This window comes from Methylobacterium sp. 1A (genome assembly GCF_058072805.1).
Genome location: NZ_JBYQVE010000001.1, coordinates 813,880 through 829,305 on the forward strand (window position 1 = coordinate 813,880; position 15,426 = coordinate 829,305).

Annotated in this window: 18 protein-coding genes; 12 read left to right on the forward strand and 6 right to left on the reverse strand. The window is 69.7% G+C overall.

Features of this window, described 5'->3' with window-relative positions:
* Positions 1-16: 16 nt before the first annotated feature.
* From ACX9MN_RS04000 to ACX9MN_RS04040, 9 genes are all read left to right on the forward strand, one after another.
* Positions 17-1,864, forward strand: a complete 1,848-nt coding sequence (locus ACX9MN_RS04000) for a ParB/RepB/Spo0J family partition protein (RefSeq protein ID WP_489723760.1) — start codon at positions 17-19, stop codon at positions 1,862-1,864.
* A gap of 56 nt (positions 1,865-1,920) precedes the next feature.
* Entirely contained in the window at positions 1,921-2,301 is a 381-nt protein-coding gene (locus tag ACX9MN_RS04005) for a hypothetical protein (protein ID WP_489723761.1), read from the forward strand.
* The gene (locus ACX9MN_RS04010) at positions 2,301-2,468 is read left to right on the forward strand and encodes a hypothetical protein (RefSeq protein ID WP_489723762.1); all 168 of its coding nucleotides are present in this window, start codon (positions 2,301-2,303) and stop codon (positions 2,466-2,468) included. Before ACX9MN_RS04005 ends, ACX9MN_RS04010 begins: the two co-directional genes overlap by 1 nt.
* A 135-nt stretch (positions 2,469-2,603) precedes the next feature.
* A complete protein-coding gene (locus ACX9MN_RS04015; protein ID WP_489723763.1) occupies positions 2,604-2,861 on the forward strand; it encodes a hypothetical protein in 258 nt (85 codons plus the stop codon).
* Positions 2,862-3,018: 157 nt separating this feature from the next.
* Positions 3,019-3,447, forward strand: a complete 429-nt coding sequence (locus ACX9MN_RS04020) for a hypothetical protein (RefSeq protein ID WP_489723764.1) — start codon at positions 3,019-3,021, stop codon at positions 3,445-3,447.
* A 94-nt stretch (positions 3,448-3,541) separates the two neighbouring features.
* A complete protein-coding gene (locus ACX9MN_RS04025; RefSeq protein WP_489723765.1) occupies positions 3,542-3,799 on the forward strand; it encodes a hypothetical protein in 258 nt (85 codons plus the stop codon).
* Between the two features lie 114 nt (positions 3,800-3,913).
* Positions 3,914-4,396, forward strand: a complete 483-nt coding sequence (locus ACX9MN_RS04030) for a hypothetical protein (RefSeq protein WP_489723766.1) — start codon at positions 3,914-3,916, stop codon at positions 4,394-4,396.
* Entirely contained in the window at positions 4,387-4,812 is a 426-nt protein-coding gene (locus ACX9MN_RS04035) for a DUF6011 domain-containing protein (protein ID WP_489723767.1), read from the forward strand. Before ACX9MN_RS04030 ends, ACX9MN_RS04035 begins: the two co-directional genes overlap by 10 nt.
* A 12-nt stretch (positions 4,813-4,824) precedes the next feature.
* Complete coding sequence (locus ACX9MN_RS04040) at positions 4,825-5,175, forward strand: hypothetical protein (RefSeq protein WP_489723768.1); 351 nt, start codon at positions 4,825-4,827, stop codon at positions 5,173-5,175.
* On the opposite strand, the gene ACX9MN_RS04045 is transcribed toward ACX9MN_RS04040, so the two are convergent.
* The 4 genes from ACX9MN_RS04045 to ACX9MN_RS04060 form a co-directional block, all read right to left on the reverse strand.
* Positions 5,172-5,723 carry a hypothetical protein gene (locus ACX9MN_RS04045; protein WP_489723769.1) on the reverse strand — a complete coding sequence of 184 codons (552 nt, stop codon included), beginning with the start codon at positions 5,721-5,723 and terminating at the stop codon, positions 5,172-5,174. The two genes, ACX9MN_RS04040 and ACX9MN_RS04045, sit on opposite strands and share 4 nt — an antisense overlap.
* 146 nt (positions 5,724-5,869) lie before the next feature.
* Positions 5,870-6,052: a hypothetical protein gene (locus ACX9MN_RS04050; RefSeq protein WP_489723770.1), complete on the reverse strand. Its 183-nt coding sequence runs from the start codon at positions 6,050-6,052 to the stop codon at positions 5,870-5,872.
* 345 nt (positions 6,053-6,397) lie between these two features.
* Positions 6,398-6,958 (reverse strand): metallophosphoesterase family protein, encoded by a 561-nt coding sequence (locus ACX9MN_RS04055; RefSeq protein WP_489723771.1) that lies wholly within the window; start codon positions 6,956-6,958, stop codon positions 6,398-6,400.
* A 174-nt stretch (positions 6,959-7,132) separates the two neighbouring features.
* A complete protein-coding gene (locus ACX9MN_RS04060) occupies positions 7,133-8,659 on the reverse strand; it encodes an integrase family protein (protein WP_489723772.1) in 1,527 nt (508 codons plus the stop codon).
* A gap of 747 nt (positions 8,660-9,406) precedes the next feature.
* Between ACX9MN_RS04060 and ACX9MN_RS04065 the strand changes: the two genes are divergently transcribed.
* Positions 9,407-12,652 carry a PAS domain S-box protein gene (locus ACX9MN_RS04065; RefSeq protein ID WP_489723773.1) on the forward strand — a complete coding sequence of 1,082 codons (3,246 nt, stop codon included), beginning with the start codon at positions 9,407-9,409 and terminating at the stop codon, positions 12,650-12,652.
* Positions 12,653-12,914: 262 nt separating this feature from the next.
* Here ACX9MN_RS04065 and ACX9MN_RS04070 read toward each other — a convergent pair whose 3' ends face one another.
* On the reverse strand, positions 12,915-13,571 hold the full coding sequence (locus tag ACX9MN_RS04070; RefSeq protein ID WP_020091752.1) for an antibiotic biosynthesis monooxygenase family protein: 657 nt from the start codon (positions 13,569-13,571) through the stop codon (positions 12,915-12,917).
* A 69-nt stretch (positions 13,572-13,640) separates the two neighbouring features.
* Positions 13,641-13,877 carry a hypothetical protein gene (locus ACX9MN_RS04075; RefSeq protein WP_489723774.1) on the reverse strand — a complete coding sequence of 79 codons (237 nt, stop codon included), beginning with the start codon at positions 13,875-13,877 and terminating at the stop codon, positions 13,641-13,643.
* A gap of 173 nt (positions 13,878-14,050) precedes the next feature.
* Here ACX9MN_RS04075 and ACX9MN_RS04080 point away from each other — a divergent pair, with 173 nt between their 5' ends.
* Positions 14,051-14,746: an ArsR/SmtB family transcription factor gene (locus tag ACX9MN_RS04080; protein WP_489723775.1), complete on the forward strand. Its 696-nt coding sequence runs from the start codon at positions 14,051-14,053 to the stop codon at positions 14,744-14,746.
* A gap of 260 nt (positions 14,747-15,006) precedes the next feature.
* Positions 15,007-15,369: a DUF1428 domain-containing protein gene (locus tag ACX9MN_RS04085; protein ID WP_020091748.1), complete on the forward strand. Its 363-nt coding sequence runs from the start codon at positions 15,007-15,009 to the stop codon at positions 15,367-15,369.
* Positions 15,370-15,426 lie beyond the last annotated feature (57 nt).

The window sequence follows — 15,426 nt, forward strand, 5'->3', positions numbered from 1 at the left end:
CTGATGGTGCTGCATCATGATCAAGACCCTTCCGCTCAACGTCCTCTGCCACGGCCACGACACCTCGGCGCCCGAGGGTGTCGTCAACGTGCGCCTCGCCGGCCGCGAGGATGGCATCGATCAGCTGGCCGCCTCGATCCTCGCGCTGGGCCTGCTCCAGCCGCTGACGGTCGTCCCCGGCGCCGGCCAGGCTCACTACGTCGTTGACGGCAACCGCCGCCTCGCGGCCCTCCGGACGCTCGCCTGCGACGGCCGAATCCGCACGGATGCGCCGGTGGCCGTCATCGAATGCGACGCTGGCGACGCACGAGAGCTAGGGCTTGCCGCCAACATCACCCAGGCCCGCATGCACGAGGCCGACCAATACAGGGCATTCCACACCCTCAGGCAGGAAGGGATGGACGAGGCAGACATCGCGGCCCGGTTCGGCATCGAGGCCGTCCGGATCCGCCGGATGCTCGCCCTGGGCCAGCTCGCCGACGAGGTGCTGGATGCCTGGCGCGCCGGGGACTTCGGCCGGGATCCGGTCGACACCGTGCGCTCATTCACGCTGGCGTCGTCGCTCGACGAGCAGCGCGCCGTTTTAGAGAAGCTCCGCGGCGCCGGCCGGCTCTACGCCCACTGCGTGCGGACAGAGCTCGGAGTGGGGGACCACGACCTCAGCCGCAACCTCTCCTTCGTCGGCCGGGATGCCTACGTCGCGGCGGGCGGCGGGATCATCGAGGACCTGTTCGGTGACAACCACCGCGTTGAGCATCCCGCCCTCCTGAAGCGCCTCGTCGACGAGCTGGTCGCGGCCGAGGTGGGGTGGCTCGTCGCCGATGGCTGGTCGTGGGCGGCCCTCGACGCGAGCCTTCCGGACAACGCCCGCTGGTCTTGGCAGACCCTCCGCGCCGAACCGCGCGCGGCCACCGCCGCGGAGACCGCCCGCCTTGAGGAGCTTCGGGCGATCGTCGAGGCCGACGGAGATGCCGACAGTGTCGCCGCGGCCGAGCAGGAGGTCGAGGACATCGAGCTCGACCGCCAGCAAGACGGCTACACGCCGGAGCAGAGGGCGCGCTCGGGCGTCATCCTCCGTATCGGCCGGGGCGGCAAGGTCGACATGACGCTGGGCGTCGTCCGCCCTGCGACGGCGGCCGTCGCGAAGGCATTCGCCGCGATCGAGGGCGGGGATGCCGCCAAGGCGCTCGCGGATGCCAAGGCCGAGCGGCCCGAATCCGTGGCGATCTCGGCGGCCCTGACGCTGCGGCTTTCGCAGCAGCGCACGCTCGCCATGCGCGACGCGATGCTGGCCTCGCCGCAGGTCGCCCTTGCCGCGCTGCTCGCCACGGCGATCGCCCAGGACCCCTACGGCTCGCCTGTCCGCATCACCCTGAATGGGTACAACGAAGCGCCCGGGGGCCCGGCCGCCGACGCGGAGAAGTTCGAGGCCGCCTTCCAGCGGCTTGCGGACATGCCCCTGGATGCGCTGCTAACGGTCGCCGCCGGCGTGGCAGGGAAGGCGCTCGACCTGCAGATCCAGGCGGTCGGCGCCGTCCCGTCGAGCGCCAAGGGGGCCAAGGCCCTGGAGGCCCGCCTCGACGCCACGCGGATGGCGGAGGCGACCAGGGAGCGCTGGGACGCGGCCGACTTCTTCAAGTCGGCGCCCAAGGCCGTGGCGCTGCGCGCCGTCGCGGAGGCCCTGGGGCAGCCCGAGGCGGACCGGATCGCCGGATCGACGAAGCCGGAGATCGCCGCGGTCGCGCTGGCCCGCGTCGTCCCGACAGGCTGGCTGCCGCCTGAGATCCGACCCGTCGGCTACGCGGTGGCCCGGTCGGCCGAGGCGGCCCCCACGCCGAAGCCGGCTCGCAAGAAGGCCGCCTGATCAGCGCCGGGGCGGCCGCCCGGTCGCCCCGGATCCCCAGCACAGGAGATCGCCCCATGATCGAGACCGCCTCCGATACCGCCATCCCCACCCTGATGCAGGGCCTCATCGACATCGACGACCCCCAGGCCCTGGTGGACGCCCATGCCGCCGCGGTCGCCGCTGGGCAGGGCCCCCTCTCCGAGCAGGTCGCCCGCTACGCGGCGCACCTCGGGCAGGAGTTGCGCGCCACGTCGGCCCGCGTCGACCACGACCTCCGGCACACACACGAAGGCACCCACGAGGAGCTCTGGGCCGAGAGCGACGCGGCCGTCGACAAGTTCTCGATCCTCGTGGCGGTCCCTGCCTTCAAGGAGGCGATGGAGGTGATGTCCGAGGACGACGTCAACGCGATCTGGTGCCAGTACGGCCCCTTCGAGGACGGGGACGACGAGTGATGCCCCGCTTCGTCGAGGACCTCGATCGGGACCGGGACGACGACGACACGCCGCCCCCGCAGTTCCAGTGCCCCTGCTGCCAGGAGGTCCTCCACGTCGACGAGGCCGTCGTTTTGGAGCGGCACCCCGAGATGCCGTGCATCTGCATGAACTGCGTCTGCGGCTGATCACGAGGCCGTGAGGGTTAGAACTTTCTAACCCAAGCCCTGGACAAGCGCCGATTGCGGTTATAAGTTTCAAACCGTAGAGGGGTAGATCAAACCAGCTTGATCCACTCCGGGCGCCAAACAGGGACCTGCACCATGTCGAACCGCATCTCGATCACCGTGACGGCGCCGATGTCGGAGCCTGTCACGACGCGTCACCGCACCGTCACGGGGGCGGCCCGCCGGCTCGCCTACCTCGATCGGGAGGCCGACGACGTCCACGCCGCCTGGGGCCGCGGTGTCTACTGCGTCGCCGTCGAGGTCGACGGGCGCCACGTCCCCGACGATGAGCTCGACACCTGTGACGGGAATTACGCCACCGTGCTCTCCGCCAAGATGCGCGAGGCCGCCTGAAGCGAGAGCCCCGGGGCCCAGCGCCCCGGTCCTTCTCGGGACCGTTCGATCCGGATTCGAGCGGTCCCGACGAGGGCCGATCCGGTCACTCCGCACCCCCTGAGGGTTGCCCTTTCCCACCGCCGGCCCAGGGCACCGGCCTCGGGAGACTTTCGCGATGACGCACCTCTACATCACCGACAGGTCCGGCTTCGGCGCCTTCCCGCTCCGCGTCCTGGAGCGGTACGACAGCCGCGAGGCGATGGTCGCCCGCTTGGCCGAGATCGCGGCCGTGCGGGACGACTACGACGGGGAGCTGAACTTCCTGTCGTCGGCCACGCACGTCGCCAGCTCCGAGCTGAAGATCTCGGTCGGCAAGTGCCTCCCCATGGACCGCACGAAGGCGTCCGACATCCGGACGGGTGCGGCAAGCGCCGAGGCCCTCCCGGTCGTCCGCGCTTTCGCCGCCCGGATCGACCGCCTCAGGGAGGAGGATTTCCAGGAAATGACCCCGGAACTTCAGGACGAGGCCCGGCGCGCCATGGCGGAGATCGATGAAGAGGAGGCGGCTGCTCGCCGCGGCCGTAGGCGCCACGGTTGGCGCTGAGACCCGCCTCGGGGGAGCCGCCGCGATCCGCGGGTGTCGGCTCCCTCGCACGGGCCTCAGACGAGCGTCCCAGCAATCATCACGGAGGCCAACGATGAGGGTCGGATTCGACAACGACGGCGTGGACTTCGACGACGGGGTGCGCCTGATTACGGAGGGCGAAATCCGCCTCGACGGCGCCTTCGTCGTCACGGTCGGCCTCTACAGGAAGCAGCCCGACGGGAGCGCCTACGTCCGCGAGGCGACAGTGCGCGTGCCGACTGGGCCTACGGCGCGATCCATGGACGCCAAGAAGCTCCGCACCGCCGTCGAGCGGCGCATCCGGGACCTCGACGACCTGCCGGTCTACTGAGCCGCCCCCCGGGGGCCAGCGCCCCAGCCCTTCGCGGGACGCCCTGCACGGGCGGCGCGCCGAGGGCCGACAGGCATCCCTCGTGAGAGGATACCCCAATCAGGAGAACCAACTATGGCCAGGCGCCGCGTGCCCAATGACTACATCCTCAAGCACACCATCCGTGCTTCGAAAACTTTCGCTGACGCCGCACAGCGGCTCGGCCTGTCCCAGACCTGCGTCAGGAAGCATGCCTGGCGGATCTACGCCCGCCCGCAATTCCGCTACGGCGTCGAGAAGCTTCCGAACTCGGACTTCGAGATGCGTAACCTGTTCAGGGCGAGCCGCGACAACGGGGGGCTGGCCCCCCTTGCCAGGCGGCTGGGCGTGACGCGGCAGCTCCTCGCCGAAGAGTGCGACCGGGTCGGCGTCAACGGCCGCATGCGGGTGCGGCAGGGGCTGCCCGACGATCGGACGCTCCGGCGCGACATGCTGGCTTGCGAAAGCTTCGCAGCGCTCGCCCGGCAGTACCACGTCCGGGACTGGACGATCCGGAATCAAGCCAAGCGGCTCGGCATCCCGTCGCCTTCGAAGAGGGGGATGGATTCGTGCCTGTGATCCAGACGAACCCGAACCCCGCGACGCACTGCGGCTGCTGCGGCCGCGCGCTGACCGACGCAGTCTCGGTCCGTATCGGACTCGGCCCTGTCTGCCGCACCAACGCGCCGGCGCCCGAGTTCCGCGACCTGTTCACCACCCGCTCGGACTACGAGGTCGAGCTCGACGGCGAGTTCGTCCTCGTCACGGACCTCGACCGCGGCGGCCGGTCGGTGACGAATGACGCCCCCGGCGTGGTCGGCGACTTGGTCCGAGCCGGCCTACTCCGCCCCGGCATGCGGATCCTGTACCAGGACAGCCGCGCGGTCTGGGACGAGATCGTCGTCCGGGACGGCCGCCATCTGGGGTTCGCCCCGATCAACGAGCGCGACCGTACCGAAGCGGTTTCCCGCGCCCGTTCATCCCCCGAGCACTGAGGAACCAGTCCGATGACACCCCGTCCCAAGCAGGGCACCGAAGCGGCGGTGAAGCGCCGCGCCGCCAAGCCGGACCTTTCCCGGCTGACAGACGAGCAGCGAGCTTGGCTGGAGCTAGTCGTCATATTCGGGGAGGCTGCCTGGGGGGAACGGTGGCACACGCCCATGGCCCAGGCGCTCAGCGAAGTCAGAGGGCGCCCCATGTCGCCGATGCAGGTCCTCAGCTGGACCGCCGGTCGCCGGCCGGTGCCCGAGCAGGTCCGCTCGGAGCTGAAGACGATCGCGGGGCGTATTGCCGAACACCTGCAGCGCCGCACCGACGTGATCAGGGGTTGGCCCGGCGGCTCCTCGGGCTGGGCCTAGGGGGCGAGGTCGCCGAGGGCGTCGTCATCCTCGGCAGGAATAGGGCCCTGCGGCTCCGGCGGGCGCGGATAGCCGAGGAAATCGAGGCCCTCCAGTAGGTGGATGTAGGCGCCCAGGGCCATGGTGTCCTTGTCTCCCCCGCCTATGGCCCAAACACGATCGCGCGTCATGCACACCCAGTGGTGAACCCACCTGAAGGCGTTGACGTGGTCCTGCGGTCGGTAGGGGTCGAAGAATCCCTCATGGGTCTGCGACAGGAAGTAGTCGCCGCGGTCGTTCCAGCCGATCGGCTGCCAGATAAGCACATCGGGCGGCCCATCCTCCACGAGACAGCCCTGCTTGAGTATGCGCCGCTGACGCTCCGGAGCCAGCATCTCGGCGCGCAGGGCGTCTCTAACCGGAGCGAGCTGGAAGACGGGATGGCCCGCTAGCGCCGCGATCCCCTCCGGGACGGGGTCGACCCACATGATGCGCGTCGGCAGGCTCGGGTCTTTCCGGCGCGGCCCAGGGCGGTGATAGGCGAGGGCTCGGATGAGGCGACGAGGCATGCCCCATCCTGGCAGCCTGGACTTACCGCCCCGTCTACGCCGCCTCGGCGAGCGCGGCCGCTGCCCCTGCCCCATACCTTGGGAGAGATCTTCCAGCTCGCGCTCGGCCGTCTGCCCGTCAGATCCTGACGGGACGCCCCGGACCCCTACCGGGGCTCCCACGCCTGGGGCGTCAGCGAGTGGAGCGCATCGAGGTCCGGGGCGGACATGGCCTCCCGGTAGGCGTAGATGTCGTCGGCGAGCACCGCGAATCCGTTGCCCTCGGAGCCGCCCCAGACCGCTGACGCCGTGTGCCTCGTGAGCGCGACGACCGAGAAGTCGCGGCTCATCTTCCCGTGCATCCCGTGGTCCGAAAGTCTGATTTCGACGTCGACCGGCCACGGATCGAAGACGAGCACGAAGCGGAGATCTCCGTCTCCTCAGGGAAGCGGGCCTCCCAGGCATCGCAGACGGGCGCCAAGGCCGCCAGCGTCGCCCTGTGCTCAGCGCTCAGGTGGACGTGCTGCCATAGCGGCCGATCGACGTAGCTCTCCCCGGCCGGGATCCTGCGGGCGACGAACTTCATCGGCGGCCGTCCGTCGGGATCGGCCTCGTGGAACCGGTGGCTGATGGGTCGGGCGGTGCGGGTGCGCCAGGGCATGCCCCGTCGTGGCAGCCTGACGTTACCGCCTCGTCTACGCCGCTTCGGCGAGGGCGGCGGCCGCCTTTGCCCCCGCCTCCCGGGCGGCCGTCTCCGCCAGGGCCTCCCGGATTTCGCTGAGCTGGACGGGGGCCCAGGCCCAGCAATCGACCCCGACGTCCAGGCTCGCCGACGTACCGGGCAGGCTGCCGTGCGAGTGCCCGTAGAGGTGCAGGTCGCCTCGGTGCATGCCGTACCACACGCGCTGCGCGTAGTGCCCCAGGACCATTGAGACGCCGTCGACCGTGACGAGAGCCCGCTCCTGCTGGCTTGCCCAAGGCAGTGCCTTCTCCCGCGCGTTGTCGTGATTGCCCCACACCAGGTGCTTCTTGCCGGCGAGGCGCGAGAAGATGTCCCGGCACCTCTCGGCTGACGCGCCGTAGGCGAAGTCGCCGAGATGCCAGACTTGGTCGCCCGGGCGGACGCGGCCGTTCCAGCGCGCCACGAGGACCTCGTCGTGCTCCTCGATCGACTTGAAGGGGCGGGGCCGGGCCATCCTCGATCCGAGGATACCGACGTGGCCGAAATGGGTATCGGACGTGAACCAGACCGTCATGGCGGCCTCCGGGCATAGGGGAACGCGTGCCGGCCGGGGCGTCCCGGCGGCGGTGGCTGGCCTCAGGCCAAGCGGCGTTTGCCTATGCGGAGGAGCGTGTTCATGGCGGCAGACTCGGGCATCTGGACCGGCCGGGCAAGGGGGGCGACCGGCAGGATAGGGGTTATCCCTGGGCTACGCGGCAGTGGCGAGCTCCTCGGGTATGTCCCCCTCCCCCGCCTCGGGCTTGCTCCGCTTGCCCTTGCCGGCGAGCTCGCGCTCCCGGCGCCGACGGGCTAGCTCGGCGCCGAGCTCGATGGCCGGGGGGAGCGCCGAGGCGGCGGCCGCGGCCTGCTCATCCGCCCACGCGCACCAACGCGCCATTAGGGGCTGCTTGATGTCGAGACGATCGTCATCGGTGTAATGGCGCTCCAGGACGTCGTCGCTCCTGTAGCCCTCATTGTGGTCAAGGATCATCTTGACCGTGTCGCGCGGGATCCTGAGCGTCGCCTGACAGACCGTCGACAGCCCGCGGCGGAGGTCGTGCGGTGAGGCGGCGATGCCCATGTCGAGGATCCTGTGATTGATCGCCGCATCGGAAAGGTGGCCACCGGAAGCGGCGCCGATCCGGGCCGCCCGGACCTGCGGGAATAGGAAAGCGCTCCCGGCGGCCGTGGCCCGAGCCATCTGCTGCTGCACGAGATCCCACAGGGCCGGGGGCAGCGGCAGGGCGTGCCTATGCTTGTCCCCGCGCTTGGCCGCGGTCTTCCGGTGCGCAGGTCCCATCGACCAAACGCCCCAGCCGGGCACTTCCTCCCACGGGACGAAATCCTTGACCAGGGCCTCGACGACGGGACGCCGCCGCTGCCCGGTCAGGACGAGAAGCTGAAGGGCCGAGGCGACCGTCGGGTTGAGGACGCCGGTCCGGGCCACCGCCAGGATGCGCCCGATCTCGCCGGGCTTGGCCGTATACCCGCCCGGGACCTTACCGTTCGCCCGCAGCTTGTCGCCCGGCGTCCGCTCGGGCGCCCGCAGGGTGGGGATACCGGCCTCGACGCCCGAGCGCTTTCGGTGCTCATGCCGCGCCAGGTAGCTCCACATTGGTCTCAGGACGGACGCCAAGTGCTCGGCGTGTCGCTCTCGGCCGCTGGCATGCACCGCGTGGACGACCGTCGCGAGGTCCTCGATCGTGATGCGCCGGACCCGCCGTCCGGCGAAGGTCGCGAGCTCGGGCGAGTGTAGCAGCTTCCGGTAGTCCGTGTACGTGGCCGACCGCCTGGTGCGCGCGACCTCCGCCAGGAACGCCGCAAGGGCCTCCTCCCAGGTCCACTCGCCGGCTCGCTGGATCTGGTCCTCCCAAGCCTCGACGAGGGCGGGGTCCCGAGGCGCCGGGTTCGGCTCCTTCGGGGGGAGCTTGTGCATCTGCCGGAGCCGGCCCTCCAGCCAGCGGTCGTCCGGGACCCCGAGCCGGTCGACGAGCCGGCGCCTGGCCTCCGTGGCGATCACGCGCGCATCGGTGAGCCGGAGCATGTCGGTCGAGCCGAGAGTCAGCCTGTGCGTCCGATGTCCGGATTCGAACTTGAATGCGTACTTCACCCCACGGGGCCCGACGCGCATCAGCAGCCCGGGGCAGCCGGCGTCGATCAGGTCGTACGCCCGGCCCTTGGGGACGGCGTCGGCGATCCCCTGCTTGACTAGGGCCTCGGTGAGTTTGACGGGCATGCGAGCGGCTCGGGCGGATCTCGGGCGGACGTTCTCGGACGGATCGCCGCCCGGGCTCATCCCCTCCGCTACCAAGCTCCCCTTGCCAGATCCTTGATCGAATACGATAAATACCTGGGCTTCGTCGTTTTCCCGTGCATGTCGATGCGCCCGGATGGAGCCCAAAACCGCCCGTCACGAGGAATCATAATCCTTGTGTCGGGGGTTCAAATCCCTCCCTCGCTACCAACAGTTTCATTAGTCGACGTCTATAAATTTCAAGTCTCATCTGAGCGTACCGACCTCTGTGTCGGATCTGGGCCGCAGCCGGAACGCTGATCCTGAGGATCGCAAATTCTTCCGCGAGCGGCCGGTCTCCAGCACGATCAGTTCTTCGCTCGAGCGCTTTGGTCGCACGCGAAGCCACTCACTTTTCAATCCCGTCTCGCTTGCCGCGAAGCAATGGACGTCTGGACTTGCTTCAGGATCTTGTGCGGCTTGCTTTCGAGGACGGGGATCGGCGCGTCGAGCGCTACCGACCTTTCGATCTCGGCCGGCCCGACAGCTGATCGGGTCGCGACCCTTCAAGGCAGGCGAAGGTTGATGCCGGCGAACACCGTCCCGTCTTGAAAGTTCAGGACGGTGTCCGTCCATCGCATGACGCGGCGGCCACGATTGCCGGGCGGACCGCGGCTGCCGGTCCGGACCGGCGGGCGACCGTGATCTCTCTAAACGGAACCGGCCTGGACTGGATGGCTTGGCCTCCTGATGCACGACTTCGAAGAGACGCCGGCCATTCGGGAGACGGTGAAATCGATCGGCCCGGACGTCGGCGCGATGTCGCGCGCGCAACTTGAGGCGGAGGTGCTGCGCCTGCGCTCGAGGCTGCCGGAAGCAGGGGGCGAGACCGTCGGCCGGGAGGTGCGCCCGGTGCATCGGACCGCCGGGCAGGACGCGCCAGCGAGCGAATGGCGCCACCGGGTCGTCTTCGACAACGTCAGGGACTTCGCCATCGTCGTCACCGACCGCGACGGCTCGGTCATCGACTGGAACCCCGGCGCCGAGCGGATCTTCGGCTGGACGTCGGAGGAGATGCGCGGGCAGCCCGCCGACCGGATCTTCACGCCCGAGGACCGTGCGGAGGGGCGCCCTGAGGCCGAGATGCGGCTCGCGACGAGCGAGGCGCGCGCCTCCGTCGAGCGCTGGCACCTCCGCAAGGACGGCAGTCGCGTCTGGACGTCGGGCGAGATGATGCCGCTGCTCGACGAGGCCGGTGCGCATCGCGGGTTCACCAAGATTGTCCGCGACCGCACGGCCGAGCACGAGGCCGCAAGGGCGCTGAGGGAGCGCGAGGCCCACCTCCGGCATACCGTCGAACTGAATCCCCAGGTGCCGTGGACCTGCGACCCGGCGGGCAACATCACCTCGTACTCGAACCGCTGGCTGGAACTGACGGGCCAGGCACCCGGCGAACCCGACGGCGCGGGCTGGATGAAGGCCCTGCATCCGGAGGACGTCCCCCACACGGTCGCGGTGTTCTCGGCCTGTCTCGCCTCGGGCGAGCCGGTCGACGTGGACTATCGCATCAACATCGCGGCGACCGGCACGTACCGCTGGATGCGGGCGCGCGCGCGTCCCCGCCGCGACGGAGCCGGCGCCATCGTGGCCTGGTACGGGGTGGTCGAGGACATCCACGACCGCCGCCTGGCCGAGGCGGCGCTGCAGGAGAGCGAGGCCCGTTACCGGACGCTGTTCGAGACGGTCGAGGTCGGGTTCTGCATCCTCATGATGCGGTTCGACGCGGACGGACGGGCCGTCGATTACCTGATCGAGGAGGCCAATCCGGCCTTCGCCCGGCAGACGGGCGCCGACGTCGCCGGCCGCTGGGTCAGCACGTTCGCGCCCGACCTCGAACGGCACTGGTTCGACAGCTACGGCCGCGTCGCCCTGACCGGGGAACCCGCCCATTTCGAGAACTACGCCGCCGTGTTCGGGCGCTGGTTCGACGTGCGTGCGCACCGGGTCGGGGACCCGCGCGACCACCGCGTCGCGGTCTTCTTCAGCGACATCACCGCGCGCAGGAGCGCCGAGTTGCTGGCGGAGGCCAGCGCGCGCGAGCTCCGGCTCATCACCGACGCGCTGCCGGTGCTGATCGCGTTCATCGACGCCGGCCACGTCTACCGCTTCGCCAACGAGGCCTACAAGGACTGGTTCTCCGCCCCGCCCGGCGATGTCGTCGGACGCGATGTCCGCGAGCTGCTCGGCCCGGCCGCCTACGCCGTGCGGCGACCCTTCATCGAACGGGCGCTCGGGGGTGAGCCCGTCACCTTCGAGACGGACTGGCCGCACCGCGACGGGCGCCACCGCGTCGCCGAGATCCGCTACCTGCCGCGACGGACCTCCGGCGGCCGCGTCGACGGTTTCCACGTCTTCGTGCAGGACGTGACCGTCCGGGTGCAGACGGAGGCCGACCTCGCCCGCCAAGTCGCCGCCCGAACTGCCGAGCGCGACCAGATCTGGCAGGCCTCGTCCGATCTGCTCTGCGTGGCCAACCTCGACGGCTACTTCGTCGGCCTCAACCCGGCCTGGTCGCGAACCCTCGGGTGGACCGACGCCGACATGAAGGCGCGGCCGTTCCTCGATTTCGTCCACCCCGACGACGTCGCGTCGACCGTGGCGGCGGCGGGGGGACTGTCGCGCGGGGAGGCCCAGCTCACGTTCGAGAACCGCTACCGCCGCAAGGACGGCAGCTATGTCTGGCTGTCCTGGAACGCGGTGCCCCGCGACGGGCTGATCTACTCGTCCGTGCGCGACGTGACCGAGATCAAGCAGCAGGCCGAGGCGCTGGCCAAGACGGAGGAGGCTCTGCGGCAGTCGCAGAAGATGGAGGCGGTCGGCCAGCTGACCGGCGGCCTCGCACACGATTTCAACAACCTGCTCGCGGGCATCTCCGGTTCCCTGGAACTGATGCAGACGCGGATGAGCCAGGGGCGGATGGGTGACCTCGACCGCTACATGAGCGTCGCCCAGGGCGCGGCAAAGCGGGCCGCCGCCCTGACGCATCGCCTGCTGGCCTTCTCCCGCCGCCAGACCCTCGACCCCAAGCCCACCAACGTGAACCGCCTCATCCACGACATGGAGGAGCTGGTCCGGCGCACCGTCGGTCCGGCCGTCCACTTGGAGGTCGTCGGTCTCGCGGGGCTGTGGCCGGCGCTGATCGACCCGGGCCAGCTGGAGAACGCGCTGCTCAACCTGTGCATCAACGCCCGCGACGCGATGCCGGACGGTGGTCGCATCACCATCGAGACCGCCAACAGGTGGATCGACGAGGTCGGCGGCCGCCAGCACGACCTCGCGCCCGGCCAGTATCTCGGCGTCTGCGTGACCGACACCGGCACCGGCATGGCGCCGGACCTGATCGGAAAGGTGTTCGAGCCGTTCTTCACCACAAAGCCCACCGGCGAGGGCACGGGCCTCGGCCTGTCTATGGTTTACGGCTTCGCCAAGCAGTCCGGCGGGCAGGTGCGGATCTACTCCGAGGTCGGCGCGGGGACGACCGTCTGCCTCTACCTGCCGCGGCACTACGGCGAGGCCGACGAGGACGCGGTCGCGCGCAGGCTTTCCGAGGTCGAGCAAGTGGGCCAGGGCGAGACGGTGCTGATCGTCGACGACGAGCCCTCGGTGCGCATGCTGGTCACCGAGGTGCTGGAGGACCTGGGCTACACCGCCATCGAGGCCGCCGACAGCGTCGCCGGCCTGAAGGTGCTGCAGTCGGATGTGCGCATCGATCTGCTGGTGACGGATGTCGGCCTGCCGGGGGGTATGAACGGGCGACAGATGTCGGACGCCGGCCGCGAGCGGCGACCGGACCTGAAGGTGCTGTTCATCACCGGGTACGCGGAGAACGCCGTGCTCGGGAACGGCTACCTGCGGCCCGGGATGCAGGTCTTGACCAAGCCGTTCGTGCTGGAGACCCTCGCCTCCCGCATCAAGGACCTCATCGCCGAGACTTGAACCCCTCGTCCGAAAGGGCCGCGCCCCCAGAGGGCAGCCGACTGCTCGTGCAACGGAAGCGGGCGAGCCCTGGGGTGCCGCCAGCGAGGTGACCGCCTCGGGGATCGGTCGCCTCGTCCGTGATCCGGTTCCCCGGGCCCGTCGCGCACATGATCGCAGGGCAGGCCGCGGGACGACCGCGTCGTGCCACCGGGTCCGCATTCGCGAGACCGATGACGGAGCGACGCCGAAGGTGTTGATGCCCGGTTCTCGTCGTCGGGCCCTATCCCGGGGCTTGCACGGCCGGGTGATATTGCGGGCTCTCACGCCGGTCGAACATCCCGTAGTCGCGAATGATCCGAACGGCTCGGAGGCGAGTGCCCGCGACCGATGAGACGGCGTTCGCCGCGCCGGCATCTCTCCACGACAGCAGCACCAGCACCTTTCCCGGATTGGTGAAGGAATCGAACGCGTCCCAACTCACCAGCCCCTCGGTCCGCTGGTCGAGACCGAGCATGGCCATGAGGTCGACATCGAAGGGCGTGGGCCGGTCCGCCGACATCGCCTCCGACAGTGTACAGGCCTTGGCTTGGCCGACTTCAGTCTCATCGAGGCGTTGCTCGCGGACCCGATGTCCCGCCGGCGGGTGGGTGTCAGCCGTCACCTCGCCGACGCGGAGGTGGTAGTCCGCGAACACCTCGGACCGGCCTTTCCCCTGGATCAGGTGATGACCGGCATGGGTGCGCCAGCGGATCACCGACTTCTCGTCCCGCCACGTCGAGTGCGAAAGGACCCAGCCCGGCCGCGTCCGGCTCGTGAAGCGCTCGTTGTCGATGAAGCCGTCGATGCCCTCGAGCTCAGGCTTCAGCACGCGCGCGTGTTCCAGATAGGCGTCCTTGCGACCGTCGCCGGGTCGGACTTCGAAGATGACGGAGAACATGGGCTCCTCCCTGGGTGTCGATACGGTTCAAGCCGGGACCGGCTCACTCAGACATGCGGCGGAGGCTCGTCAGAGGGCCCTACGCCCGGCCTCGAGATGCATCAGATGCGTGCCGCGCCCGAGCTTGATGTCACGCCGGTCCGGGGTGCCGGAGCAGGCATCGAGCAGCCACGCGGCGTCGGTCGTCAGACCGTCCCGCTCATCCCGGAACTGGGGAGACAGCCGGCGAAGGAACAGTGTGGGCCCGGATCGCGGATCTTCGATCCAATGATGCTCCTCCCTGTCGTCAATCTCATCGGGCGTCATGGGCGTCACCTATGGCCGTGGCGGGCGAACCGTCGGCACAGACGTGGCGCGGTTCTCCAGCTTCACGCTCCCACTCTGATCCAGGGATCGCGGCCGAGTCAGCCGTAAACGCTTCGGTCCAAACCGAAGCGTCGTCGGATGCGGCGGGCGTTGAGCGCGTGTAGGTTCAGCTCATGACGCAGGGTCCTGCACTCTCCGAGATTGGCGCGCTCGTCGGAGATCCCAGCCGCGCCAATATCCTGTCGACCTTGATCGACGGGCGAGCGCTGACCGCGACCGAACTGGCCTGGACGGCCGGCGTCGCGCCAGCCACCGCGAGCGAGCACCTGACGAAGCTCGTGGCCGACGGCCTGCTCTCGGTGTCGCGCCAAGGTCGGCACCGATACTTCCGCCTCGCCTCCGTCGAGGTCGCCAGCATGCTCGAGGCCATGATGGTGATCGCGAACCGGGGCGAGCCGGAGGAAGCATCGCGCCGAGCGACCCCGCGGATCGATCCAGCCTTGCGCGAGGCCCGCACCTGCTACGATCACCTCGCCGGACGGCTCGGCGTCGGGATCGCCGATGCGCTGGTCTCACGGGGACTGATCCTCCTGGGCGAGGAGGCGGGTGAAGTGACCGCATCCGGCAGTGTGTGGCTGGCCGCGTTCGGTGTCGAAGTCGAACCGGCCGGACGAACCCGCCGCCTGCTCTGCCGCCCCTGCCTGGACTGGAGCGAGCGGAGACCGCACCTCACGAGCCGTCTCGGAGCCGCCCTGTGCCGCCGCTGCGAGGATCTCGGGTGGATCGAGCGTCAGCGCGACGGGCGCGCCATCCGCGTGACCGAGAGGGGAAGACTCGGCTTCGAGAGCGAGTTCGGCTTGGTCGAGTGACGGTCGGTCGTGATCCGGTCTGCACCCTCCAAAGCGATCAGAACGCCTTCCCCGGCAGGGGAAACAGTCTGGCGAACCGCTGCACGACGTCCCGGTCCCCGCCCGCCGCAGGAGATGGGCACGTTCATGTACGGCCGGAACATCGAGGATCCGGATGGCCACGTCGTCGAGCTGACGTGGATGGACCCCGAGGCCATGACCCGAGGGCACTCTCCGGCCTGAAGCCTTTCCGCGCGCACCCCGACTCGAGGAGGCAACCCATGACTTACGTGAGCGGGTTCGTCACGCCGGTTCCCGACGCGAACCGGGAGGCCTATGTCGCGTCGGCCAGGGCGGCCTGGGCGCTGTTCCGGGAATACGGCGCGCTCCACCAGATGGAGGCCTGGGGCGACAACGTTCCGGAGGGCGAGCGGACCGATTTCCGGCGGTCCGTCGCCCTTCGCGACGGCGAGAGCGTCGTCCTCGGGTGGATCCTCTGGCCCGACCGGGAAACGGCAGACCGGTGCGAGGCCGCGATGCGGACCGATCCGCGCTTCCGCGATCTGACAATGCCATTCGACGGGGCGCGGATGATCTTCGGAGGTTTCGCCGCGGTCTTCGAAGCGTCGCGCGGGGCGGCGTAGACGAGACGAGGATTCTGATCCTCGACGGCGTGGCCCCGACGCTCCGGTGCAACCCTC